We start from the raw sequence: 23,626 nt of genomic DNA on the forward strand, positions 1-23,626 counted from the left end.
TTGCTGTGAATCACACAGTGGACGCGTAGCAGCTTTGTAGTCAAGTCCTCGGCCTATTAGTACCGGTCAACTCAACCAGTTACCTGGCTTACATCTCCGGCCTATCAACCCAGTCGTCTCACTGGGAGCCTTACCCCCAAACGGGGTGGGATACCTCATCTTGAAGCAGGCTTCCCGCTTAGATGCTTTCAGCGGTTATCCCTCCCGAACGTAGCCAACCAGCCGTGCCCCTGGCGGGACAACTGGCACACCAGAGGTTCGTCCGTCCCGGTCCTCTCGTACTAGGGACAGCCCTTCGCAAGTATCCTACGCGCACGGCGGATAGGGACCGAACTGTCTCACGACGTTCTAAACCCAGCTCGCGTACCGCTTTAATGGGCGAACAGCCCAACCCTTGGGACCTGCTACAGCCCCAGGATGCGACGAGCCGACATCGAGGTGCCAAACCATCCCGTCGATATGGACTCTTGGGGAAGATCAGCCTGTTATCCCCGGGGTACCTTTTATCCGTTGAGCGACACCGCTTCCACACGCAAGTGCCGGATCACTAGTCCCGACTTTCGTCCCTGCTCGACCCGTCAGTCTCACAGTCAAGCTCCCTTATACACTTACACTCAACACCTGATTGCCAACCAGGCTGAGGGAACCTTTGGGCGCCTCCGTTACATTTTAGGAGGCAACCGCCCCAGTTAAACTACCCACCAGACACTGTCCCTGAACCCGATAAGGGCCCGAAGTTAGATACCCAAACCAACCAGAGTGGTATTTCAAGATTGCCTCCACCTACACTGGCGTGCAAGCTTCACCGGCTCCCACCTATCCTACACAAGCTAATTCAGATACCAATGTCAAGCTATAGTAAAGGTCCCGGGGTCTTTCCGTCCTGCCGCGCGTAACGAGCATCTTTACTCGTACTGCAATTTCGCCGGGCCTGTGGTTGAGACAGTGGGGAAGTCGTTACGCCATTCGTGCAGGTCGGAACTTACCCGACAAGGAATTTCGCTACCTTAGGATGGTTATAGTTACCACCGCCGTTTACTGGCGCTTAAGTTCTCAGCTTCGCCCCAAAAGGAACTAACCGGTCCCCTTAACGTTCCAGCACCGGGCAGGCGTCAGTCCATATACATCGAATTACTTCTTCGCATGGACCTGTGTTTTTAGTAAACAGTCGCTTCCCCCTGCTCTCTGCGGCCATACAACGCTCCACCAGCAAGTGGCTTCACGTCTCCGGCCCCCCTTCTCCCTAAGTTACGGGGGCAATTTGCCGAGTTCCTTAACCACAGTTCACCCGATCGCCTCGGTATTCTCTACCTGACCACCTGTGTCGGTTTAGGGTACGGGCCGCTCGGAACTCGCTAGAGGCTTTTCTCGGCAGCATAGGATCACTGACTTCACCTGAATCGGCTCGGCATCACGTCTCAGCCACATGGTGTGCGGATTTACCTACACACCGGCCTACACGCTTACCCCGGCACAACCACCGGCCGGGCTCAGCTACCTTCCTGCGTCACCCCATCGCTTGACTACTACCCGCCAGGTTCCCACGCTCCCCTGTCTTGGTCCGAAGACCGCCACAGGCTCGGATGGTTAGCACAACGAGGTTCATCACGGGCGCTCCTACACGGGTACGGGAATATCAACCCGTTATCCATCGACTACGCCTCTCGGCCTCGCCTTAGGCCCCGACTCACCCAGGGCGGATTAACCTGGCCCTGGAACCCTTGGTCATCCGGCGGAAGGGTTTCTCACCCTTCTTTCGCTACTCATGCCTGCATTCTCACTCGTGCCGCGTCCACAACTAGGTCACCCCGCTGCTTCACCCCCGGCACGACGCTCCCCTACCCACCCACACACCTGGATGACATCCGAAGACATCACCGAGTTAATATGTGAATGCCACAGCTTCGGCGGTGTACTTGAGCCCCGCTACATTGTCGGCGCGGAACCACTTGACCAGTGAGCTATTACGCACTCTTTAAAGGATGGCTGCTTCTAAGCCAACCTCCTGGTTGTCTATGCGACCCCACATCCTTTTCCACTTAGCACACGCTTAGGGGCCTTAGCTGGCGATCTGGGCTGTTTCCCTCTCGACTACGAAGCTTATCCCCCGCAGTCTCACTGCCGCGCTCTCACTTACCGGCATTCGGAGTTTGGCTGATTTCAGTAACCTTGTAGGGCCCCTAGACCATCCAGTGCTCTACCTCCGGCAAGAAACACACGACGCTGCACCTAAATGCATTTCGGGGAGAACCAGCTATCACGGAGTTTGATTGGCCTTTCACCCCTAACCACAGGTCATCCCCCAACTTTTCAACGTTGGTGGGTTCGGCCCTCCACGCGGTCTTACCCACGCTTCAGCCTGCCCATGGCTAGATCACCCCGCTTCGGGTCTAGAACACGCGACTACACGCCCTATTAAGACTCGCTTTCGCTACGGCTACCCCACACGGGTTAACCTCGCCACATGCCACTAACTCGCAGGCTCATTCTTCAAAAGGCACGCCGTCACCCACAAAAGCAGGCTCCGACGGATTGTAGGCGAACGGTTTCAGGTACTATTTCACTCCCCTCCCGGGGTACTTTTCACCATTCCCTCACGGTACTCGTCCGCTATCGGTCACCAGGAAGTATTTAGGCTTACCAGGTGGTCCTGGCAGATTCACGGCAGATTTCAGGAGTCCGCCGCTACTCGGGAACACCCACAAGAAAGACCAGATGCTTTCACCTACCGGACTATCACCGCCTACGGTTGGCTTTTCCACACCATTCAGCTAACACCTGGTATTTATAACTCTCCGGGAAAGTGTCAGCTTCCCCCATGAGGTCCCACAACCCCGACCACGCAACCCCTGACAGGTATCACACGCAACCGGTTTAGCCTACATCCGCTTTCGCTCGCCACTACTCACGGAATCACTATTGTTTTCTCTTCCTACGGGTACTGAGATGTTTCACTTCCCCGCGTTCCCTCCACACACCCTATGAATTCAGGTGCAGGTGACACCACATGACTGGTGCCAGGTTACCCCATTCGGACACCCTGGGATCACAGCTCGGTTGACAGCTCCCCCAGGCCTATCGCGGCCTCCCACGTCCTTCATCGGCTCCTGGTGCCAAGGCATCCACCGTCCGCCCTTGACAACTTGACCACAAAGATGCTCGCGTCCACTGTGCAATTCTCAACAAACGACCAACCCACACCCACCACCCCACACCAACCCGGAACCACGTCCGACCGTATGCGGGGCCAGGCGCGCCTGGCACAAGACAACAACCACACGGTTGTTCCCTCAGGACCCAACAGGATGCTCTACACCCACCACCAGCCGCACCAACCCGAACTTTCCACACCCCGAAGGGCCGTACTCGCCATGGTCAGCCGTTGCCAGCCGTGAACTTCGCCAGTGTCTCCGCCAACGAGCACCCCGCCACCACATCCGGGCGACGCGGGCTCCATACCGTCCTTCGACGGATGGTGCTCCTTAGAAAGGAGGTGATCCAGCCGCACCTTCCGGTACGGCTACCTTGTTACGACTTCGTCCCAATCGCCAGCCCCACCTTCGACCACTCCCTCCCACAAGGGGTTAGGCCATGGGCTTCGGGTGTTGCCGACTTTCGTGACGTGACGGGCGGTGTGTACAAGGCCCGGGAACGTATTCACCGCAGCGTTGCTGATCTGCGATTACTAGCGACTCCGACTTCACGGGGTCGAGTTGCAGACCCCGATCCGAACTGAGACCGGCTTTTTGGGATTCGCTCCACCTCACGGTATCGCAGCCCATTGTACCGGCCATTGTAGCATGCGTGAAGCCCTGGACATAAGGGGCATGATGACTTGACGTCATCCCCACCTTCCTCCGAGTTGACCCCGGCAGTCTTCGATGAGTCCCCACCATAACGTGCTGGCAACATCGAACAAGGGTTGCGCTCGTTGCGGGACTTAACCCAACATCTCACGACACGAGCTGACGACAGCCATGCACCACCTGTGACCGCCCCCGAAGGACCCCACATCTCTGCAGGTTTTGCGGCCATGTCAAACCCAGGTAAGGTTCTTCGCGTTGCATCGAATTAATCCGCATGCTCCGCCGCTTGTGCGGGCCCCCGTCAATTCCTTTGAGTTTTAGCCTTGCGGCCGTACTCCCCAGGCGGGGCGCTTAATGCGTTAGCTGCGGCACAGAGAACCGGAGAGGCCCCCCACACCTAGCGCCCAACGTTTACAGCGTGGACTACCAGGGTATCTAATCCTGTTCGCTCCCCACGCTTTCGCTCCTCAGCGTCAGTATCGGCCCAGAGACCCGCCTTCGCCACCGGTGTTCCTCCTGATATCTGCGCATTTCACCGCTACACCAGGAATTCCAGTCTCCCCTACCGAACTCTAGCCTGCCCGTATCGGCTGCAAGCCCACAGTTGAGCCGTGGGTTTTCACAGTCGACGCGACAAGCCGCCTACGAGCTCTTTACGCCCAATAAATCCGGACAACGCTCGCGCCCTACGTCTTACCGCGGCTGCTGGCACGTAGTTGGCCGGCGCTTCTTCTGCAGGTACCGTCACTTCCGCTTCGTCCCTGCTGAAAGAGGTTTACAACCCGAAGGCCGTCATCCCTCACACGGCGTCGCTGCATCAGGCTTCCGCCCATTGTGCAATATTCCCCACTGCTGCCTCCCGTAGGAGTCTGGGCCGTGTCTCAGTCCCAGTGTGGCCGGTCGCCCTCTCAGGCCGGCTACCCGTCGTCGCCTTGGTAGGCCATCACCCCACCAACAAGCTGATAGGCCGCGAGCCCATCCCAGGCCGAAAAACTTTCCACCCCCAACCATGCGGCCGAAGGTCATATCCGGTATTAGCCCCCGTTTCCGAGGGTTATCCCAAAGCCTGAGGCAGGTTACTCACGTGTTACTCACCCGTTCGCCGCTCGAGTACCCCGAAGGGCCTTTCCGCTCGACTTGCATGTGTTAAGCACGCCGCCAGCGTTCGTCCTGAGCCAGGATCAAACTCTCCAACAAAAACCATGGAAAATCCGAATAACCCGGCAACAACAAAAACACTTGCTGCCAAACAAACAAACATTTGGCACTGGCTTATCAAGCACCCTGTTGAGTTCTCAAAGAACAACCACACACCGAACACAATCCTCACCAGGGGGATCGCCCTCGGGGCAACTTGCCCAACCTACCCGTCTGGCCTTGCGGTGTCAAGCCCCAACTTCTGGCTTTCTCGCGTGGCCCGAAGGATTCCCCGTACGCACGCACACCAATGGATGGTGGTCGCTTCTGTCGAGGGAAGGCCCGCAGACCGGCCGATGGCCGCTCGCGGCACATCTGCCCGGCTCCTGCCGGCCTCAGCTACTCTACCCGGTTGGTCTCGCAATCTCAACCTGAATGTCACCCGGTCGAGCGCACCACCCGGCCCCGGTCTCCCCCTCGGACAGCTGCCCGGTGGAGATCGAGGTGCTCGCGGCCCGGCCTGTCGTCCGGGGCGCCGCGCGCAGAGAGAAAGGTACGCCGCCGGCCCACGCCGACGCAAATCGACGTTCCCCTCCTGCCCGTGCCGCTGTGACCCGACCGTGCCCCGGTTGTCCGTGTCAGAGCCGGGCGGGCGTGTCAGAGTGGCAGGCATGGCCGCGTTCGCGAGCTCCATCGGGACCACCCTCGCGCAGGACAGCCTCACGGCACTCCTGCTGCCGTTCTGGCAGCTCGTGATCGGTGGCCTCGTGCTGCTGGCCGTGGTCGCCTCGGTGCGCCGACTGGCCCGCCGGGGCCCGTCACGGATGACCACGGGACTACTGGTGACCGCTTCGGCGATCATCGGCCTGGCCGTCCTGGGCATGCTGCTGCAGTGACCCTGGCAAGGCAGTGACGGTGACCTGACCGTAGGGACGGCCGGCGACCGCGCGATCCTGGGAGCTCCAACCGCCAGAAGGCGCGCTGGCAGTTCCAGCGACGGACGGATCCGGCGGCACTCCCGGCCCACCCGATCCGTCAGAGGCGGCGGTTGGCCAGGCTGGGCAGTTCGGTGCGGATCTCGCGCAGCCGGTCGAGGTCGAGATCGGTGACCGCGATCCCGACGATGTCGGGCGCCTGGCCGAGTACGGTGCCCCAGGGGTCGATCACCATGCTGCGGCCGTAGCAGGTGCGTCCCGGATCATGGTCGCCGATCTGCCCCGCCGCCGCGACGTAGCACTGGTTCTCGATCGCCCGGGCGCGCAGCAGCACCTCCCAGTGATCCCGGCCGGTGTGCATCATGAAGGCGGCCGGCACCACCAGCACCTCGGCCTCCCCGGCAACGGCGAGCTGCCGGTACAGCTCGGGGAAACGCAGGTCGTAGCAGATCGACAATCCGACGCGTACGCCGTCGACGTCGACGGTGACCGGCTCGGAGCCGGCGGCGACGGTCCTGGATTCCAGGTAGGAGACCCGGCCGGGAATCTCCACGTCGTAGAGATGGATCTTCCGGTACGTCGCGGCGAGCGCGCCGGTGCGGTCGAAGACCAGCGAGGTGTTGTAGGTGTGTTCCGGATCCGGGCCGATCTCGTGGAACGAGCCGGCGTGCACCCACATGCCGTGCTGCCGGGCCGCCGCGGCGAAGAACCCGGCGAACTCGCCGTCGACCGGCTCCGGCGACGGAAGCCCGCGGGACGGGCCGAGATAGTCGACGTACTCCGGAAGGATCGCCAGGTCGGCTCCGGCGGCCGCGGCCCGGGCCAACAGCTCGCCGGCGACGGTCAGGTTGGCCTTCCGGTCGTCGCGGGCGTTGAGCTGACAGACGGCAACGCGCATGCGGTGAGCCTACGGCGACGATCTCCGGGTGGCCAGGCTTGCCGGGACGTCCGGACACCAGGCTTGCCGGGGTGCCTGCGCCGGTCGCCACTCGGGCCGACCGGCGCGCGGCGGCGGCAGATCAGGCCGAGCGCTCCGGTCAGGCCGAGCGCTCCTCGCGGTCGCGGCGGGCGCGGCGGCCGGTGAACTCACGCGGCACGATCGTCGGGTTGACGTTCTCCAGCACCACACCCCGGGTGATCAGGACGCGGGCCGCGTTGGGGTTGCTGGGCACCTCGTACATCACCGAGAGCAGGACCTCTTCGAGGATGGCGCGCAGGCCCCGGGCGCCGGTGCCGCGCAACATCGCCTGGTCGGCGATCGCCTCCAGGGCGGCCGTCTCGAACTCCAGCTCCACGCCGTCGAGCTCGAAGAGTCGCTGGTATTGCCGGACCAGCGCGTTGCGTGGCTCGGTGAGGATCCGGACCAGCGCCTCGCGGTTGAGGCTCCGGACGTTTGTGATCACCGGCAGTCGGCCGATGAACTCGGGGATCAGACCGAACTTGAGCATGTCCTCCGGCATGACCCGGCCGAAGATGTCGTCGGTCGAACGCTCGGAGACCGAACGCAGGTGCGCGCCGAAACCCAGCCCGCCCTGGCCGGTGCGGGCCTCGATGATCTGGTCCAGGCCGGCGAAGGCGCCACCGCAGATGAACAGCACGTTCGTGGTGTCGATCTGGATGAACTCCTGGTGCGGGTGTTTCCGGCCGCCCTGCGGCGGCACGTTCGCCACCGTGCCTTCCAGGATCTTCAGCAGCGCCTGTTGCACACCCTCGCCGGAGACGTCCCGGGTGATCGACGGGTTCTCCGACTTACGGGCGATCTTGTCGACCTCGTCGATGTAGATGATGCCGGTCTCGGCCCGCTTGATGTCGTAGTCGGCGGCCTGGATCAGCTTGAGCAGGATGTTCTCGACGTCCTCGCCGACGTAGCCGGCCTCGGTCAGTGCGGTCGCGTCGGCGATCGCGAACGGCACGTTGAGCATCCGGGCGAGGGTCTGGGCCAGGTGTGTCTTGCCACACCCGGTCGGACCGATAAGCAGGATGTTGGACTTCGACAGCTCCACCCCGTCGGCGGAGCCCGGCCCACCGGCTGCCTCGGCCTGGATCCGCTTGTAGTGGTTGTAGACCGCCACCGCGAGGGCCTTCTTGGCCTGGTCCTGACCCACGACGTACTGGTCGAGGAACTGGCAGATCTCCATCGGCTTGGGAAGCTCTTCCCACTTCACCTCGCCGGTCTCGGCCAGCTCCTCTTCGATGATCTCGTTACAGAGGTCGATGCACTCGTCGCAGATGTAGACCCCGGGGCCCGCGATGAGCTTCTTGACCTGCTTCTGCGACTTGCCGCAGAAGGAGCACTTCAGTAGGTCGCCACCGTCACCGATCCGTGCCACCTACGTTCTCCCTGCGCTCATCGGCCAGCCTGTCTGAGCAGAGGCACTGGCCTGCGGACGGTCCACCCCGTCGGTCATGTTCGCCGGCCGGTCCCGACCGGCGGTGGGCGGTGCAGAACCGACGTTACCCGCTACCCGAGGTTTCTCCGACCCCCAAAACGGGTGTGTCAGGGGCCGGCCGCCGTACGACCGGTCGGCCGACCCCCGGACCACGACGATCAGCTCGAGGCGTTGGCCGCGAGCAGGCCCTTCTTTCGGCTGCTCAGGATGGTGTCGACCAGGCCGTACTCCCGGGACTCCTCGGCCGTCATGATCTTGTCACGGTCGATGTCGCGGCGGACCCGTTCGATCGGCTGGTTGGCGTGTCGGGAAATCATCTCCTCGAGCTGGGTACGCATCCGGAGGATCTCCCGGGCCTGGATCTCGATGTCCGAGCCCTGCCCGTAGCCGCCCTCGGTGGCCGGCTGGTGGATGATGATCCGGGAGTTCGGCAACGCCATCCGCTTGCCGGGAGTACCGGCGGCGAGGAGCACGGCGGCGGCGCTGGCCGCCTGCCCGAGGCAGACGGTCTGGATGTCCGGCCGGACGTACTGCATCGTGTCGTAGATCGCCGTCATGGCCGTGAACGAGCCGCCGGGCGAGTTGATGTACATGATGATGTCCCGGTCCGGGTCGGTGCCCTCCAGCGTCAGCAGCTGGGCCATCACGTCGTTTGCCGACGCGTCGTCCACCTGCACGCCGAGGAAGATGATCCGGTCCTCGAAGAGCTTGTTGTAGGGGTTCGACTCCTTGACGCCGTACGAGGTGCGCTCGACGAAGGAGGGGAGAACGTACCGGTTGTGCACGGGCTGGAAGCCGCCACCGGCAAGCAGGGTCGGGTCAGTCATCTCTTCCGCTCCTCAGCTCAGGGTCCCGGCGCCTTCCGGAACCTGCGCGGCCCCGGTGATCACCTTGTCGATGAAGCCGTAGTCCTTGGCCTCGGTGGCGGTGAACCAGCGGTCCCGGTCCGAGTCGGCCTCGATCTGGGCCTGGTCCTGGCCGGTGTGGTGGGCCACCCGCTCCTGGAACATCCGCTTGGTGTAGAGCATCTGCTCGGCCTGGATCGCGATGTCCGAGGCAGTGCCGCCCATGCCGCCGGAGGGCTGGTGCATCATGATCCGCGCGTGCGGCAGGGCGTAGCGCTTGCCCTTGGTGCCGGCGCAGAGCAGGAGCTGGCCCATCGAGGCGGCCATGCCCATGGCGACGGTGGAGACGTCGTTGTCGATGAATTGCATGGTGTCGTAGATCGCCATGCCGGAGTAGACCGAACCACCCGGCGAGTTGATCCACAGGTTGATGTCGCGGCCGGGGTCCTCGGCGGCGAGTAGCAGCAGCTGTGCGCAGATGCGGTTGGCGACCTGGTCGGTCACCTCGCTGCCAAGGAAGATGATCCGCTCCTTGAGCAGCCGGTTGTAGACCGAGTCGTCGAGGTTGCCACCAAGTGCGTCCGCACCGCGGGCCTGGGTCACCCGCAGGGGCATAGCTGAGAAGTCTGAACCAGTCATGGCAGCCCTTCGCTCTCCGTGCGTCTTACGCCCGACATTAACCGCTGGCCGGGGTCGTAACGTCCCGGTCCGGGCACTGTTCGCTAACAGCGCAGTTGCCGGTGCGCCGGGGGTGCTCCCCCGCTGTCACCGGCGGCGGCGCGCTGACCGCCCGGGGCGTACCCGATGGGGTTTCGTCCCGGGCGGGCCCGGAAGCGGCGCGTCCGGGCCCGGCGGTGGCGACACCGCGCGGTCCAGCGCTCCGCTCAGTGCTCGTGGTCGTGCTGGTGGTCGTGCTCCTCGTCACTTGCCGCGCGCAGCTCGTCCAGGCTGATCGGGTTGCCGGCCGAGTCGGTGATCTTGATCCGCTCCATCACCATGGCCAGCGCCTTGCCGCGCCGGACGTCCCCGAAGACCGCGCCGGCCGCGCCGGAGCGGACGAGCTGGTCGTAGTACTGCTGCGGGGCCATCCCGGCGCGCTGCGCCCGGTGCACAATCTCGTGCCCGAACTCGTCGTCGGAGACCTGCACCTGCTCGGCGTCGGCCAGGGTGTCCAGCAGAAGCTGGATCTTGACCCCCTCGGTGGCCGCGTCCTTCAGCTCGGCGTCGATCTGCTCCTCGGTCTTCTCCTCGGAGGCGAGGTATTCCTCCAGGGAGGCGCCGATCCGCTCCAGCTGGTCGACCATGGCCTGCTTGCGGTGCTCGACCTCCTCGCGCACGACCCCCTCCGGGGCCGGCACGTCGGCGGCCGCCACCATCTGCTCCAGGGCGCGGTCCCGGGCGGCGTAGATCTGCTCGACCTTCTTCGACTTGCCGACCCGCTCGCGGAGGTCGCCGCGCAGCTCGTCGAGGGTGTCGAACTCGCTGGCGAGCTGGGCGAAGTCGTCGTCGAGCGGGGGCAGTTCCTTCTCCTTGACGGTGCGGACCGTCACGGAGACGTCGGCGTCCCGGCCGGCGAAGTCGCCGCCGACGAGCTGCGTCTGGAAGGTGGTCGCGTCGCCGGCGGAGAGTCCGACCAGCACCTCGTCCAGCCCCGGCAGCAGCTGCTTGCTGCCGACCTCGTGCGAGATGTTCGTGGCCGAACCGCCCGGCACCTCCTGGCCGTCGACGGTCGCCGCCAGGTCGAGCTGGACGAAGTCGCCCTCCTGGGCGGCCCGCTCGACGGTCTTCAGCGTCGCGAACCGCTCCCGCAGGCTGGCCACCTGGGTGTCGATGTCAGCCTCGTCGATCTGGAGCTCGTCGACGGTCACCTCGACGGTGGAGAGGTCCGGCAGCGTGATCTCGGGGCGGACGTCCACCTCGGCGGTGAACTTCAGCGCGTCACCGTCGTTGAACTCGGTGATCTCGACCTCGGGCCGACCCAGCGTCTTCACGTCGTGCTCGCGTACCGCCGCGAGGATGTTCTCCGGGATCGCCTCCTGGACGGCCTCGTTGAGCACCGTGCCGCGGCCGACCCGCTGGTCGATGACCGCCGCCGGCACCTTGCCCCGCCGGAAGCCCGGGATGCTGACCTGCGAGGCGATCTCCCGGTACGCCTTCTTGAGGCTCGGCTCGAGCTCGACGAACGGCACCTCGATGGCGAGCCGCACGCGCGTCGGGCTCAGAGTCTCGACGGTGCTCTTCACAGGCGTACTCCTTGACGGATCTCGATCTTGATTCTGGGCCGGTATTCAGCCCATCGAGTGTAGGCGAGCCGGCGGACACGCCTGACGGCGCGGTGTGCGAGCCTCGTCGAGACTCGTCCCGCGACCGCCGAGGGCGCCCCGGCCGCCGCGGGCCCCCGCCGGCGCGGGCTGGCTCGCGAACGCGGGCTCCCCCGCAACGGCGGGCGACAGTCGGGGTGGCGGGATTTGAACCCACGGCCCCTCGCTCCCAAAGCGAGTGCGCTACCAAGCTGCGCCACACCCCGTGGCGGTGAAGAGTCTATGCCGTCCGGTCCGGGTCCCGCCCGCCCGGTCTCCGCCGCCGGCCGCCGTGTCGTCCCGATCCAGCTTGATCTTGGGTACGAAGGGAGCGGTGCTCCCGGTCGGATGGCTGCTCGGCTGGCGGGTTGCAGGGGGTGCGGGGGCGTCCGGCGGGATACCGGTATCCAGTGGGCGGGGCGACCCGTTAGGCTGTCGGTCGCGTCCCGAGATGATCGGGGCCGAGCGCGGGCGTAGCTCAATGGCAGAGCTTCAGTCTTCCAAACTGACGGTGCGGGTTCGATTCCCGTCGCCCGCTCCACACCTTCCGGCCCAGGTCAGCGGCATGATCGCCGAGTCTGGGCCGTTCTGTTTCCGGCTCTGATCGATCTTGCGGGCCAGTCGCGGGCCATTAGCCGGCGCGGGCCGGTACAGCGGCTGGCCCGTCGTCCGGGTCGGTGCCGTTACGGCGCCTGCGGGTCGCCTTCTTGGGCTTCGGTTGGGCCTTGGCGATCCGGCGGTCCATGCCGGCGGCGATCTCGCGGTCCCGCTCGCTGTTCGCGTGTTGGTAGATGAGCGCGGCTCGCATGCTGGCGTGGCCCATCCGGTGCATCAGGTCCCGGGTGCTGGCGCCGGTTGCCGCCGCCCGGTTGTTGCCCGTGTGCCGGAGATCGTGGAAGTGAAAGCCGGCGGGCATGCCGGCCGCCCGCAGGGCCGCCGACCAGTCGACCGCCCGACGGAAGTTCCCGGTACGCAGGACGGCACCCTTCTCGCCGGTGAAGACGATCGCGTCCAGCCCCTTCCCACGTAGTCGGTTAGATGCGCGGCGAGTGCGGCGCGGGGAGCCGACGGGAGCGTGACAGTCCGGTTGCTGGCCTCCGACTTGGGAGCGCCGAACTCCATCCGGTTGCGAAGCGCCGCGGCGCACCGCCGCCGCGCTCGGCCTGCTGGCGGCCTCCGTCCGGCATCGGCCGGCGCGGCCGGCACGAGCTACAGATCTGGTGTCTCATCCCAGTCGTCGATGAGGGCATCCAGCTCTTGTGTACGTCGTCGGAGCACTCTGGCAGCAACCGGCGGTAGGGCATGTATGGCAAGGTTCAGAATCCTGCGGTGATCGAGCGGGTCCGGGCAGCAGGAGGGCACCCCACAACCGATCATCTCCGACCGCTGTTGCCGAGACGCGCGAACGAACAGCTTCCAGCCACGTAGGGCCTCTGCGATCGAGCCAGGGTGTAGGCGTGACCGCTCTAACCGGGCTATCTCGGCCTGACCCCGGGCAGGAATACCGGGGACCACGGCGATAAGTTCTCTTGGTCGCTGGCGGCGCCGAAGGCCCGCCCGGACCTGACCTGCTGATCTACGAGCCACGGCCTTTTCTGATGGTCGGCATTTGCCCATGGTCGCACGGCGTCGGGGACGATGGGGCACGTCCCGAGTGGGGCCGTGCCGATCGCGAGGGTGGTTGGCCGCCGTCGAGGGCGGGCGATCGCTGCCGCGCCGCGGCAGTACGAGGTCCGGCTGCGTCGGGCGCCGACCCCCACGGCAGGCCCCGACCGGCGGTAACGGTCCATACCAGTCGCGGGTAAGTCAGTCCCCAAGAAACCACAGGTAGTGGTGAGAACGCTCGCTAACCACGGCGCAGAGCCTCCGGATCTCAGTCCTACTCGCCTCGCTCAGCACGCGGCCCTGCGGTAGCCGGTCCAGTTCCTCTGCCAGCATCGGGACCTGGCGCTGATTGAAGACGGTGTCCAAGTAGGCACAGACGCCACTCAGTAGCGGATATGCGGACCTGTCGAGGTCGATGAACTCCTGCGTCCACTCGAACCCGCGATCACCGCGCGCCACGATGTCCCCGACCTCGGTCCGCACCTGAAGATCGATCACAGGACCAGCCTAGTGAGGTCGCCGTACTCGACCCAGCCTTAAGAGGTGGCCGCCCCGCTTCGCCGCTTGCCACCGACCTGCGTGGTACGGGCGCGCGGTGACCCGACGCCACGGCTTTCCGCCCCGGCCCGAAGGCCGGGGCGGAAAGCCGTACGACGCCGGTTGGCCGCGCGCCAAGCACGGCCAAAGTCGGTATCCCGTTCCAGCGCTAGCGTGCAAGATGTGCGCTAGACCGGTGGCAGAGCCGGGTTATCGCAGCGTCCCGAGTCGGTCTGGTGCACGCGCTGTGGCTGGGAGGCGCGTGGGGCCGCTGGCGTGCCATGCCCCACCGGGGGTTCAAATCCCCTCCGGTCCGCGACCAGCCGACCCACCCCGCTGGGCCATTCACGGGCCATAAGCCGGTGCCGTAGACGGTCACCAGCGGGCAGGACCGGGCACCGCTACCCCACCGCTGACCAGGCGCTCCGGACAGACCGGGACAGCCGGCAACGATCTTCCAAACTGAAGGTGCGGGCTCGATTCCCGTCGCCCGCTCCACATTTCCCTGCTTAAGCATCTCTTGATCTTGCCGCTGTCCGATTAGGACGATCCTTCAATAGGGATCTTGGCGGGGACCGCCTCCGGAGCCTTCCAGTCGGGGACTGATGGAGGCACGTAGAGATATGGCATAGCCGACATCATGACGGCCGGAATGGAACCGCCATCAGCGCGAAAAACTGACGGCCAAGGTACTGCCTCGAAGGACCCGCACCACTCGCGCCCCAAGGTCGACGCATCGCCACACCAGCCGACTCCAGGACAAGGCCGAAAGATCACAAGACGTTAAATGGCAGATGTCCTGAACAGCGAGACGACGGAGGTACGCCGAAGTGCTCCGCCGCCTTCAACACTCAGGGCGCCTCGGTCCGCGAGTGGCTTCAGCGCCCTGATCACATGCTCCGGTCGGTACACGGTTTCTAACAGAGCGAACTGACGCAGGTCCTCGACGCGGACCGGCCCGCTGGTCCTTAGCCGTTGAGTGAGTAGTCGAGTGAGCGGTCCGAGTTGTGGCTCATCGACGTCGAACAGCGTCTCGGCCTGCTCGTCCCGGGGATCGCGGAAGCCGACGCCTTGGGCGCGGTCCACCTCCCAGAGGCTGTCCTTCATCTTCTGCACGCCGAGGCGATGCCCGGTACCGAAGATCAGGTAGAGCGGTTGTCCCCTCCTGGGGATCAACTCGAAGTCCAGAAGGTAGGGAAAACCTGCCGCGCGGAGTGCTTGCCGGTAGCAAGTGAGGATGTGCCGGCTCTTCGCTTCTGGTGCCAGGTCTGCCACGGTTCGCCAGGCGGGGTCACCGCCGAACACCGCGTCGCCAGCTTCACCGAGGTCGCTGACGAAACGGACGAAGTGCTGCGGAAACAGGGTGACGATGACCTCACTGGAGACGTTGCCGGCCAGACGCCGCAGTAGGCGGTACGGCACGGGAGCGTTACCCCAGGAGTCGAGGTTCGCGAAGATCGGCTGCCCCCAGGCGCGCATCTCGTCGAGGGTGGTCTCCAGATGCGTGGCGCAGGTGCCCTTAACTATCTTCACGGGCATGGCAGCGTCGCTGCGCGGCCGTTCAGGGAACGCCGTCGTGAGGGTGGTCCAGAGCATGTCGACGCACCGCTCGTCGTCGTCGATGAAAGCAAAGCGGGCGACGCCCTTGGTCTTGGGCACCTTGGTGACGAGCACTTTCATCGCAATGACCGGAGAGCCAGGCTCGCCGCCCTTGTAGATTCCGGGACCGGAGAAGCCCTCGGCGTAGGTAACCGAGGGGTAGGCGTTCGAGCCGGCAAGGAGGATCGGGAACCATCGCTCCAGGTAGCGCTGGTAGATGTCGTGTTTGGCGCCCGTGTGTGGAGCACAGTCCCACGGCACTTCACCCTTGACCGGCATCGCACCCCCTGCCTACCGAGTGTTAGCAGCCAGTTTCGCATCGTCGTTCCCCTGAGGGAACCCGTCAACTTGGCTGAGCTCGATGGACGGGCCGGTCCCAGCCGTCACTTTGCAGGAACGGCGGCAAGGGCGAAGCGAGCAGGCATCTCGGAGTACTCCCGTCCGTCCAACTCGCGGCCACCCGCCTTCGGAGTGCGACCTCCCCACTGCTTGAAGAAGAACGCTGTTCCCGCAGCGCTGCACCGGTCCCGAAGGTCTCGGACCCACTGCGGGTCGACGGGGCGATGGTTCGGCCCGGACTCGCCGCCGGCGATAAGCCAGTCGATCCCGGCTAGGTTCAAGTCAGTTAGCGGTCCGAGTAGCGGCTCCGCCGAGACGAACCGAACGGCACCTGGAACCTTCCGCAGGTCGTCAACGCGCGCCAACTCCGTTGCGTCCTCCACACTGACCCCGATCCACACATTTGGGGTCCACTCCAACTGCGGCGCCACCTTCGCCAACCTGCCAGCTCGCTTGGTCAGCAGCTGGTAGGTGTGCTGCGGCGTCTCCCGCATCACCTCAAACACCCGCTGCACGAACGGCAACGGCACCCGAGCATGGAAGAGGTCAGACATCGAGTTCACGAATACGACGCGGGGGCTATGCCAGTGTCGGGGGATGTTCAGCGCGGCTTCGTGAACAGCGACCCCGAAGCCGGGGCCGGAGGTGCGCGGGTCGCCGTCGGTCTGATACTTGGCCGAGCCCATGGCTTTCAGCCGCTTCGACAGCGCGAGCGCGTAGCAGTTGTCGCAGCCCCGGGAGATGCGATCACACCCGGTGGTGGGATTCCACGTCGCCTCTGTCCACTCGATGGAACTGTGGTCCGCCACCACATCACCTCCCCGCCAGACTATCCTGTCGAACATTCGTACGATGCGGAAGGGGATCTTTGGACCTCGCTGCTTGGCCGTTCGCCCGTGGTGTCGCCTCACCGCGTACAACGGCCTCTGACGTCCAGGGACGCTGGCAGGGGCGGATAAACTGAGCACGAGACATGACACCCCTGCCGGACACAGCCAGTCATCGAGCCCGTGCGGCAGATTGTCAGGGTGAGCGCCGTACGTCAACCGCCGAGCTGAAAGGGCCGCCGTCAGCGCGCAAGCCCTTTACCAAGCTGGTCGGACTCGCCGCCGAGTGAACGTGCTCGACTGATCGGCCCTGGCTACGCTGCCTCATGTGACGGGACCTGAGTCGTCGCCCATCGCAACCCCACGCGTCGCCGCAGGCGCCCTCTTCTTCGATGACGAAGGCCGCGTGCTCCTCGTCAAGCCGCACTACCGGAACCATTGGGACATCCCCGGCGGGTACGTCGAACCCGGGGAATCACCGCGCGCCGCCTGCGTTCGTGAGGTTCGCGAAGAACTCGGCCTGACCGTGGAGGTCGGGCCGATGCTCGTCGTCGATTGGGCACCCGCTCCGAACGAAGGCGACAAGATCCTCTTCATCTTCGACGCAGGCCGCCTCGAAGAACACGTGCAGATCACCTTCCCCGACGGCGAACTCACCGATTGGCGCTTCGTCGCGGCTGACGACCTCGACGCCTACGGCCCAGGCCGCCTCACCCGACGCATCCGAACTGCGCTCGTCGCAAGGGTCCGGATGTGGCCGGCATATGCCGAACATGGGCTTGCCGACCCACGAGAGTCCGGCTTTCCCGGAGGATGATGCGATCTGGTTCCAGGCCAACCCGGACAGCCACCTGCATGGCGGTCAACCGCTCCGACCGCATGGAGCAAGATGGTTCCCGGACCGGTGGCAGAGCCGGGTTATCGCAGCGTCCCGAGTCGGTCTGATGCACGCATCGTGACTGGAAGACGCGTGGGGCCACTGGCGTGCCATGCCCCACCAGGGTTCGAATCCCCTCCGGTCCGCACCAGTCGTTCCAACGCCCCGTACACCGGACCGATTGGGTTCGGCTCGCCGAGGCTGCTCGCTAGCTCTCCTCCGCGCCGTCCGGGCGGCGGCTGGCTGCCCACTCCTCGATGTCCTCGGTGCGCCAGATACGCCCCGCCTTGAGGACCACCGCAGGCTCCGGGAAGTCGCGGCGTTTGCTGAGTACCTCAACCCACTGGCGGGACACACCGAGGTAGTCGGCGATCTCTGCCGCACCCATGATCCGCAGCGGTCGACGTCTCGGCACGGCGGAACATTCCCACGATCGACATGGGCAATCGTACTACTAGGTATTTGCATAGTATGGTTGACTACTAACTATGAGTCACGTAAGAGTGGTGGGGCGGCCGTATCGCTCGTAGCGCGGGGCGCGCGGGCGGTGTGTGCAATCCACCCTGCCCGGCCGGATCACCCCGTCCTCCGGGACGCCGGTCGGGCAGGACCCCACGACTGAGGGGTGTACATGTTCTCTGGCGATCACGAACCAGTCTCCGACTTCATCCCGCTACGCAACCCCGGTTCCGTTCCGATCCCGGACGAGGTCGAACGCGCTGAGATGCGCTCCGTCCTGCTGCGGCACCAGGTGGTCAACAACGTCTGCCGATCGTGCCGTAACCCTCCGGATCGAACGGGGTACTGCTTCGCGGGCAGAGTGGCCTACGAACGACTGGCCTCGGACTGGGGACGCGACACGGCCGAGTCTCAATGAATCGGCTCCCAATGCCCGGCGAGGTGATCGGGGTCGGCGCGGCAGCCAGCACCCAGTTCGGCGGCAACCGAAAGCTGGTACTCCGTGTGATCACTATCGACTCTCGCCCGACCTACTACGGTTGGTGCTGGGTCGTGGGATACGTACTCGATCGAGCGGGCGAGGCCGTCGAGAAGCGGGAGCTCTTCGTCCGGGTGGCGGGGTTGGCCCTCGTCGGCAAGGAGCGCGTCAAGGACCGGTAGTGCGTCTGCGCGAGCCATTTCGACCAGGCCACGCGCCGTCTACGCCGGGGCGATCGACTTGCGCGCCGCTTCGCGGCTTGCCGCGGGAGTGCGTGGTCCAGGCGCGCGGTAACCCGGCGCCAGGGCAACCACTCCGGCCCAAAATCCGGGGCGGGAAGCCGTACGACGCCGGCCGGCCGCTCGCCCGGACCATTCACGGGACAACGCTGCTGTCACCCGCTCGTCCTAGGCTGCCGCCCGTGAGCATCAACGGGAACTGGCTACGTGTGACGCCCGCCGAGTTGACCGGGGCAAAGGATGACCTCAACTGGGCGCTCAACCTCGCCAGGTCCGCCCGGACCGACCAGCGGTGGCGGCTGTCCGGCACAGACAAGGCGTGGGATGGCCTCAACTTCCTGTTGAAACGGCGAGGCTTCAGCGTTCCCATCGTGTACGGCGCTGAGTCGTTCGTGGACGGCCCAGAGGGCGACCCCGACGACGAGGACAATCGTGACGGCCCAGGCGAGGTCTGGGGCTACGACCCGCCTCGCTACCTCACCCCAGAGCAGGTGGCCACAGCGGCGGCCGAGCTGGTGAACCTCACCGAGGACGACCTCATCCAGGGCGTCGACCCAGCGGAACTCACCCGAGCGCGGATCTATCCAAGCCCCTGGACCCACCCCAATCATCTGGTGTGGGTCGTCAGCTACCTGCCCTACACGCAGGAGTTCTTCAACGCCGCAGCGGAGGACGGCAACGCCGTCATCTGCTGGTTCGCCTAGCTCGCGCAGCGGCCTGTCCGCGCTGGGCCTGCTGGCGGTCCCCGGACGGCATCGGCCCGCGCGGCTGACCGCGTCAGTCATCGATTACAGGACAAGCGCCTCCCACCCGTCCTCGCAGCGCAGCCCCGAGACGGTTGACACCATTCGCGCCACGGTTGCCTCAGCTTCTCTGGATCGGATGAGCGGCAACCGCGGTCAGGACGGGGTTGCGGCGGAGGTCGGTGGGACGGCAGCCGAGATCTCGGCGATGAGGTCGCGCACCTCGTCGCCCCAGTGCGAGGCGATGACCAGATCCCGGGCGGGGTCGATCCAGAGCAGGTGGCGGCCGCCGTTACCGCGGGCGCACCGACCGCTGGTCGGAGCGTCGGGCTGTACCCGCTGGGAGTCGTTGCGCCACCAGAGGTAGCCGTAGTCGGCATTCAGGTCGCAGGGACTCCAGGATCGGTCGATCCACTCCGCGCTGAGCAGCCGCCGACCCCGCCACTCACCCCGGCAGCGGTACAGCTCACCGAGCAGGGCGAGATCCCTGGCGGAGATCCACAGACCGCCGCCCCAGTGCGCCCCACCGCTGACCACCGGCGTAGCCGTCCCGTCGATGTCGACGACAGAGTCGGCATAACCGTGCCAGGACCAGGACGACGAGGCGCCGAGTGGTTCGAGCACTTCCGCACGAAGCACCTCGGGCAGCGGTCGGCGGAACAGCACCGTCAGGGCCAGGCAGAGCAGGTTCACCCGTACGTCGTTGTAGGCCCATCCGCTGCCGGGAGCGCCGTCCCGCTCGAAACCCTCACGGCGGCTCTGCGTGTCCACCTCCGTCGGCTTGCCCCAGAGTTCCCCGTGCCATGCGCTGGTCTGCTGCAACAGGTGGTGCCACGTGATGCCCTCGATCCCGAGGCGGGTCAACAGGGGATGGTCGACCGCCCGCGACACCTGCGCGTCCGGGTCGAGCAGTCCCCTGTCGAAGGCGACTCCCGCCACCGTGGCGACGACGCTCTTGGTGCCGCTGAACAGCATCTCCGGAATCGCTGCGTCGCCCCATTCGGCGACCACCCGACCCTGGTGGCGTACGACACCGCTGGCGCCGGTACCGGCCAGCAGGGGACCGGTCACCTCCCGGTGCGACTCATCCGCCACCTGCTCGGACAGGTAGCCCGCCATGTCGTCGATGCCGGAGGTTGCCCGTTGGGCCTGCCGGCGGACAGCATCCCGGACCGAGGTCAGGTCGATGTTCGCCCCGTCGCTGTCGGTCGCCACTTCGGACTCAGGCTGCGAGAGGTGGCGAGAGGAGTCCCCGTTGACACTCATTCACCGACCTTAGGGCTGGCCAAATCCATCCTGCGCTTCCGCTGGCAGAGACATCGACCACAGCGACACGACCAGGTCGGTGACGTCCCGAGCGCCGGGGCGAACCCGCAGCGCGGACAGCCGTACGTCGGACAGCGCCGCCAGCGAGCCAACCAGGCAGCCAGGCAGCCAACCAGGGCTCGCCGGGCGCCCGCCCCGGAAAGCCGGCCGGCGTCGTACGGACCAGGGCCGCACGGCAACGGGGGCGACCGTGCGGCCCTGGTAGCGGTAGTGGTGGCGGGTCAGACTCCCAGGGCGCGGAGTTGAGGTAGGGCGGACTTGGCGACAGGGCGGCTGGTTCCGTTTGTGGCCCGGTCCTCGGCCTGGGTGCGGTTGGGTTCGCGCAGGTCACCGGTCACCCAGTCGGAGCTGCCCACGTGACCGTTGTAGGCGGTGCATTCCCACCACTTCTCGACCGGGTAGCCGGGCTCGCGAGCCCGCTTCTTCACACAGTCGGTCGGGGTGAGCTTGGCGACGACCGCCTCGTAGCTGCGGATCTGGTCCTGGATGACGAGGTTGATGCCGTTGGTCAGCCCGGCCCTGGCGCGGGCGGCGACCACGATCGCGAACAGCGACGGCAGCACGTGGCCGATGTTGTCCACCGCCGCCGGGGTGGTGACCGTGCTGACGTACGAGGTCGCCAGGGCGGCGCAGCCGGTGGCGTTCTGCGCCCACAGCTGCCGCACGGTGTTGCTCATGTTGTCGATGTCGCTGAACTCGATGGTGTGCTGACGGGCGCAGGCCTGCACGTCGGCCGCGGCGATCAGGTCGGTGTGCGCGATGATGTCGCGCTCCGTCTGCTCCACGGCGGCGATGATCTGGTCGACGGCCGCCTGTAGCGACGGCGCCTCGGAACTGCCGCCGGAGAGCAGGTGCCCGGCGACCGCCACCACGAGGCTGGTCCAGTCGAAGAACATCACCTGCGCGTCACCGGTACGCGGTGCGGCCTGCGCCGGTGCGGCGACCGGTGCCACCGCGACCGCCACCGCCACACCAGCGGCGATCACGCAGTTGCGTAGTTTTCTTCTCACGGTCTCCTACTGTCCTTTCCTGGCAAGGGTCTCCTTGGCGGCCAGCCAGGCGGAGTCCTTGGCGGCCTCATTCTTGTGAGCTGCCTCGTCGGGCGGTCCGCTGACCACGATCCCGCCGCGGACGATCTCGTACTTCACGACCGCGTTGCCGTTCGCCGCCGTGCAGGTGTGGATGACCGTCCTGTCCCGAGGGGTGTTGTCCGGCGAGGGCACGTGGGTGCACGTCGGTTCCAGATCCCTGACGACGTTCCGCATCAGCGTCACGTAGTCGGCATCGGCCCGGGCCACCAGGTTGTTCAGCCCGGCGTCCGTGGCCACCGACAGCAGGGTCGAGTAGAGGCTCTGCCCGGCCAGGCCGATCTGGTCCTTGGCCACCCGCGACTGGACCGCGTGGTACTTCTCGAAGGCGTTGGTCGCATAACCGGCGACCGTCCACGGGTACGTCTCCCGCCAGATCTCGTTCTCCCGCATCACCTGGTATTCCGACATCTCGTACGAGACCCTGCGGAGGTGTCCCAGTACGTCGGACGCCTCGATGCCGTCGATGTGGTCCCGGATCGCGTTGTCTGTCGCGCTTACCGCGCCGAGCACCAGCTGGACGAACTGCGCGACCTGTTCGGCCGTGAAGCCGCGGGCCCGGTAGACCTGGTAGGCGAGCAGCGCCAGGTCGGTGACGTTCTTGCTCGCGCCGTCGGCGTTGGCGTGAGCCGGTAGTGCCGTCCCGGATAGCAGCATCGCGAGCGTGACGGCGAACGCCACGATGCCCCGTCTGAGTGTTCTGCGCATGGCCGGCAGTCTCTCGACGCCGGAGGGTGCGCGTCTTCGTGAGCCGTACGCAATCACGTGGTGACGTTTGTCAGTCCGCGCAGTGGTCCACCGCCGGCGTGGCGCGGGTGATGCTGCTCGTGCCGCGCTGCTGCTCGTGCCAGGTGCCTCCCGAGGAGCGCACCTGGCACGAGCGTGCAGCGGCGGTGGTCAGACCGGCAGGGTACGCAGCCGTGGCAGGGCCCCGATGGCCACGCCACGGCTGGTCTGGGCGTCGGTGTTGGCGATCGCCCGCTCGTAGGGGACCCGCGGCTCGGGCCGGCCGGGCAGGTAGCCGATCAGCCGCATGTCGGTGCCGACCTTGCCCGGGTACGCCTCGCAGGTGATGTAGACCGGGTAGATGTGCCGTGGGTTGTCGTCGAACTCCCAGCGGTGCGAACACGATGGCAGCAGCTTGACGACAAGCGTCTCGTAGCTGCGGATCTGGTCGCGTACCAGTAGGTCGATGCCGTTGATCAGATTGGCCCGGGCCCGGGCGGCGATGGCGATCGCGTAGATCTCGCCGATCGCCAGGCCGATCGCGTCGGTGGCCGGCCGGCTCTGCACCGCCTCCAGGTATGCGGTGGCCAGGGCGGCGCAGCCGGTGGCGTTCTGCGCCCACAGCTGCCGCACGGTGGTGCCCATGTTGTCGATGTCGCTGAACTCGATCGTGTGTTGCCGGGCGCACGCCTTGACCTCGGCGCTGGCGAGCCCGTCGATGTGGTTGAGGATCTCCTGCTCGGACGCCTCGACCGCGGCGATGATCTGCCGGACCGCCGCGTCCAGGTCGCCGGAACCGCCCCCGCTGTTCAACGCCGCCCCGGCCACCGCGATGACCGCGCCGACCCAGTCGAAGGCCATGATGCTCACGTCGCCGCCGGCCGTCCGCGGGGCCTCCGCGACCGCCGGCCGGGCCGCCCCGCCGACCCCGACGGCGACTGCCACGGCGCCCGCCACGACCGCCCGCACCAACTTTCCACGCATGTGGCGACACCTCCTCTCCGATGCGCGGTGGGCGGAGGTCGCCCGCCGCGCAAAAAGGTTGTCAGGCACCGGCGGAGCTGTCTTCGTCATCCGTGACAAGTCCCACCCGTCCCGATCCCGCCGCGACTGTCACACCTGACAATCACGGCGACGCGCGGCTCGCGGCCGCCGATCCAGCAGCGGTCGATCCGGCCGCCGATCCAGCAGCGGTCGATCCGGCCGCCGATCCAGCAGCGGTCGATCCGGCCGCCGATCCAGCAGCGGTCGATCCGGCCGCCGATCCAGCAGCGGTCGATCCGGCCGCCGATCCAGCAGCGGTCGATCCGGCCGCCGATCTAGCAGCGGTCGGTCCCGGTAGCCGATCCGGCGGTCGATCCGCCAGCCCA

Annotated in this window: 18 protein-coding genes, 3 tRNA genes and 2 rRNA genes; 6 read left to right on the top strand and 17 right to left on the bottom strand. The window is 65.9% G+C overall.

Going from position 1 to position 23,626, the window contains the following annotated elements; all coding sequences use genetic code 11:
- Positions 1-36: 36 nt before the first annotated feature.
- Together ACN28A_RS05435 and ACN28A_RS05440 are read right to left on the bottom strand one after the other, a co-directional pair.
- Positions 37-3,149 (bottom strand): 23S ribosomal RNA (locus tag ACN28A_RS05435).
- A gap of 337 nt (positions 3,150-3,486) precedes the next feature.
- Positions 3,487-5,003, bottom strand: a 16S ribosomal RNA gene (locus tag ACN28A_RS05440).
- Together the 16S and 23S rRNA genes form the textbook arrangement of a ribosomal RNA operon.
- 611 nt (positions 5,004-5,614) lie before the next feature.
- On the opposite strand from ACN28A_RS05440, the gene ACN28A_RS05445 reads away from it, so the two are divergent.
- Positions 5,615-5,839, top strand: coding sequence for a hypothetical protein (locus ACN28A_RS05445; protein ID WP_421392978.1), 225 nt, complete (start codon positions 5,615-5,617; stop codon positions 5,837-5,839).
- A 139-nt stretch (positions 5,840-5,978) separates the two neighbouring features.
- Here ACN28A_RS05445 and ACN28A_RS05450 read toward each other — a convergent pair whose 3' ends face one another.
- From ACN28A_RS05450 to ACN28A_RS05475, 6 genes are all read right to left on the bottom strand, one after another.
- On the bottom strand, positions 5,979-6,776 hold the full coding sequence (locus ACN28A_RS05450) for a carbon-nitrogen hydrolase family protein (RefSeq protein ID WP_421392980.1): 798 nt from the start codon (positions 6,774-6,776) through the stop codon (positions 5,979-5,981).
- 139 nt (positions 6,777-6,915) lie between these two features.
- Positions 6,916-8,208 carry an ATP-dependent Clp protease ATP-binding subunit ClpX gene (gene clpX, locus ACN28A_RS05455; protein WP_421392982.1) on the bottom strand — a complete coding sequence of 431 codons (1,293 nt, stop codon included), beginning with the start codon at positions 8,206-8,208 and terminating at the stop codon, positions 6,916-6,918.
- 218 nt (positions 8,209-8,426) lie between these two features.
- Positions 8,427-9,095 (bottom strand): ATP-dependent Clp protease proteolytic subunit, encoded by a 669-nt coding sequence (locus ACN28A_RS05460; RefSeq protein WP_421392985.1) that lies wholly within the window; start codon positions 9,093-9,095, stop codon positions 8,427-8,429.
- Positions 9,096-9,107: 12 nt separating this feature from the next.
- A complete protein-coding gene (locus tag ACN28A_RS05465) occupies positions 9,108-9,728 on the bottom strand; it encodes an ATP-dependent Clp protease proteolytic subunit (protein WP_421392987.1) in 621 nt (206 codons plus the stop codon).
- Positions 9,729-9,997: 269 nt separating this feature from the next.
- Positions 9,998-11,356 carry a trigger factor gene (gene tig / locus ACN28A_RS05470; RefSeq protein WP_421392989.1) on the bottom strand — a complete coding sequence of 453 codons (1,359 nt, stop codon included), beginning with the start codon at positions 11,354-11,356 and terminating at the stop codon, positions 9,998-10,000.
- A gap of 210 nt (positions 11,357-11,566) precedes the next feature.
- Positions 11,567-11,640: transfer RNA gene (locus ACN28A_RS05475), tRNA-Pro, on the bottom strand.
- 240 nt (positions 11,641-11,880) lie between these two features.
- Here ACN28A_RS05475 and ACN28A_RS05480 point away from each other — a divergent pair.
- Positions 11,881-11,954 (top strand) — tRNA-Gly (locus ACN28A_RS05480).
- A 90-nt stretch (positions 11,955-12,044) separates the two neighbouring features.
- Here ACN28A_RS05480 and ACN28A_RS05485 read toward each other — a convergent pair.
- The 4 genes from ACN28A_RS05485 to ACN28A_RS05500 form a co-directional block, all read right to left on the bottom strand.
- Positions 12,045-12,560: a tyrosine-type recombinase/integrase gene (locus ACN28A_RS05485; protein ID WP_421392991.1), complete on the bottom strand. Its 516-nt coding sequence runs from the start codon at positions 12,558-12,560 to the stop codon at positions 12,045-12,047.
- Between the two features lie 659 nt (positions 12,561-13,219).
- Complete coding sequence (locus ACN28A_RS05490) at positions 13,220-13,516, bottom strand: hypothetical protein (RefSeq protein ID WP_421392993.1); 297 nt, start codon at positions 13,514-13,516, stop codon at positions 13,220-13,222.
- Positions 13,517-14,338: 822 nt separating this feature from the next.
- Positions 14,339-15,433, bottom strand: coding sequence for a three-Cys-motif partner protein TcmP (locus ACN28A_RS05495; protein WP_421392995.1), 1,095 nt, complete (start codon positions 15,431-15,433; stop codon positions 14,339-14,341).
- Positions 15,434-15,537: 104 nt separating this feature from the next.
- The gene (locus tag ACN28A_RS05500) at positions 15,538-16,338 is read right to left on the bottom strand and encodes a DUF5131 family protein (RefSeq protein WP_421392998.1); all 801 of its coding nucleotides are present in this window, start codon (positions 16,336-16,338) and stop codon (positions 15,538-15,540) included.
- A gap of 310 nt (positions 16,339-16,648) precedes the next feature.
- On the opposite strand from ACN28A_RS05500, the gene ACN28A_RS05505 reads away from it, so the two are divergent.
- A complete protein-coding gene (locus ACN28A_RS05505) occupies positions 16,649-17,137 on the top strand; it encodes an NUDIX domain-containing protein (RefSeq protein WP_421393000.1) in 489 nt (162 codons plus the stop codon).
- A gap of 81 nt (positions 17,138-17,218) precedes the next feature.
- A tRNA-OTHER gene (locus ACN28A_RS05510) sits at positions 17,219-17,343 on the top strand.
- 62 nt (positions 17,344-17,405) lie between these two features.
- On the opposite strand, the gene ACN28A_RS05515 is transcribed toward ACN28A_RS05510, so the two are convergent.
- On the bottom strand, positions 17,406-17,612 hold the full coding sequence (locus ACN28A_RS05515) for a helix-turn-helix transcriptional regulator (RefSeq protein WP_421393003.1): 207 nt from the start codon (positions 17,610-17,612) through the stop codon (positions 17,406-17,408).
- A gap of 458 nt (positions 17,613-18,070) precedes the next feature.
- Here ACN28A_RS05515 and ACN28A_RS05520 point away from each other — a divergent pair, with 458 nt between their 5' ends.
- Together ACN28A_RS05520 and ACN28A_RS05525 are read left to right on the top strand one after the other, a co-directional pair.
- The gene (locus ACN28A_RS05520) at positions 18,071-18,316 is read left to right on the top strand and encodes a hypothetical protein (RefSeq protein WP_421393005.1); all 246 of its coding nucleotides are present in this window, start codon (positions 18,071-18,073) and stop codon (positions 18,314-18,316) included.
- Between the two features lie 239 nt (positions 18,317-18,555).
- Positions 18,556-19,077: a DUF1877 family protein gene (locus ACN28A_RS05525; protein WP_421393008.1), complete on the top strand. Its 522-nt coding sequence runs from the start codon at positions 18,556-18,558 to the stop codon at positions 19,075-19,077.
- 195 nt (positions 19,078-19,272) lie between these two features.
- Here the strand turns inward: ACN28A_RS05525 and ACN28A_RS05530 are convergent, their stop codons facing one another.
- The 4 genes from ACN28A_RS05530 to ACN28A_RS05545 form a co-directional block, all read right to left on the bottom strand.
- The gene (locus tag ACN28A_RS05530; protein ID WP_421393011.1) at positions 19,273-20,331 is read right to left on the bottom strand and encodes a serine hydrolase domain-containing protein; all 1,059 of its coding nucleotides are present in this window, start codon (positions 20,329-20,331) and stop codon (positions 19,273-19,275) included.
- 332 nt (positions 20,332-20,663) lie between these two features.
- Complete coding sequence (locus tag ACN28A_RS05535) at positions 20,664-21,452, bottom strand: hypothetical protein (RefSeq protein ID WP_421393013.1); 789 nt, start codon at positions 21,450-21,452, stop codon at positions 20,664-20,666.
- A 6-nt stretch (positions 21,453-21,458) separates the two neighbouring features.
- On the bottom strand, positions 21,459-22,238 hold the full coding sequence (locus ACN28A_RS05540) for a hypothetical protein (protein WP_421393016.1): 780 nt from the start codon (positions 22,236-22,238) through the stop codon (positions 21,459-21,461).
- A gap of 189 nt (positions 22,239-22,427) precedes the next feature.
- Positions 22,428-23,240: a hypothetical protein gene (locus ACN28A_RS05545; RefSeq protein WP_421393019.1), complete on the bottom strand. Its 813-nt coding sequence runs from the start codon at positions 23,238-23,240 to the stop codon at positions 22,428-22,430.
- Positions 23,241-23,626: the final 386 nt, after the last annotated feature.

This window comes from Plantactinospora sp. WMMB782 (assembly GCF_049179135.1).
In the GTDB taxonomy this organism is placed as follows: Bacteria; Actinomycetota; Actinomycetes; order Mycobacteriales; family Micromonosporaceae; genus Plantactinospora.

Coding starts and splice junctions, on each gene's coding strand:
- ACN28A_RS05520 (WP_421393005.1), top strand. CDS start 18,071: ATGAATCGGCTCCCAATGCCCGGCGAGGTGATCGGGGTCGGCGCGGCA.
- ACN28A_RS05500 (WP_421392998.1), bottom strand. CDS start 16,338: ATGTTCGACAGGATAGTCTGGCGGGGAGGTGATGTGGTGGCGGACCAC.
- ACN28A_RS05495 (WP_421392995.1), bottom strand. CDS start 15,433: ATGCCGGTCAAGGGTGAAGTGCCGTGGGACTGTGCTCCACACACGGGC.
- ACN28A_RS05540 (WP_421393016.1), bottom strand. CDS start 22,238: ATGCGCAGAACACTCAGACGGGGCATCGTGGCGTTCGCCGTCACGCTC.
- ACN28A_RS05460 (WP_421392985.1), bottom strand. CDS start 9,095: ATGACTGACCCGACCCTGCTTGCCGGTGGCGGCTTCCAGCCCGTGCAC.
- ACN28A_RS05545 (WP_421393019.1), bottom strand. CDS start 23,240: ATGCGTGGAAAGTTGGTGCGGGCGGTCGTGGCGGGCGCCGTGGCAGTC.
- ACN28A_RS05445 (WP_421392978.1), top strand. CDS start 5,615: ATGGCCGCGTTCGCGAGCTCCATCGGGACCACCCTCGCGCAGGACAGC.
- ACN28A_RS05465 (WP_421392987.1), bottom strand. CDS start 9,728: ATGCCCCTGCGGGTGACCCAGGCCCGCGGTGCGGACGCACTTGGTGGC.
- ACN28A_RS05450 (WP_421392980.1), bottom strand. CDS start 6,776: ATGCGCGTTGCCGTCTGTCAGCTCAACGCCCGCGACGACCGGAAGGCC.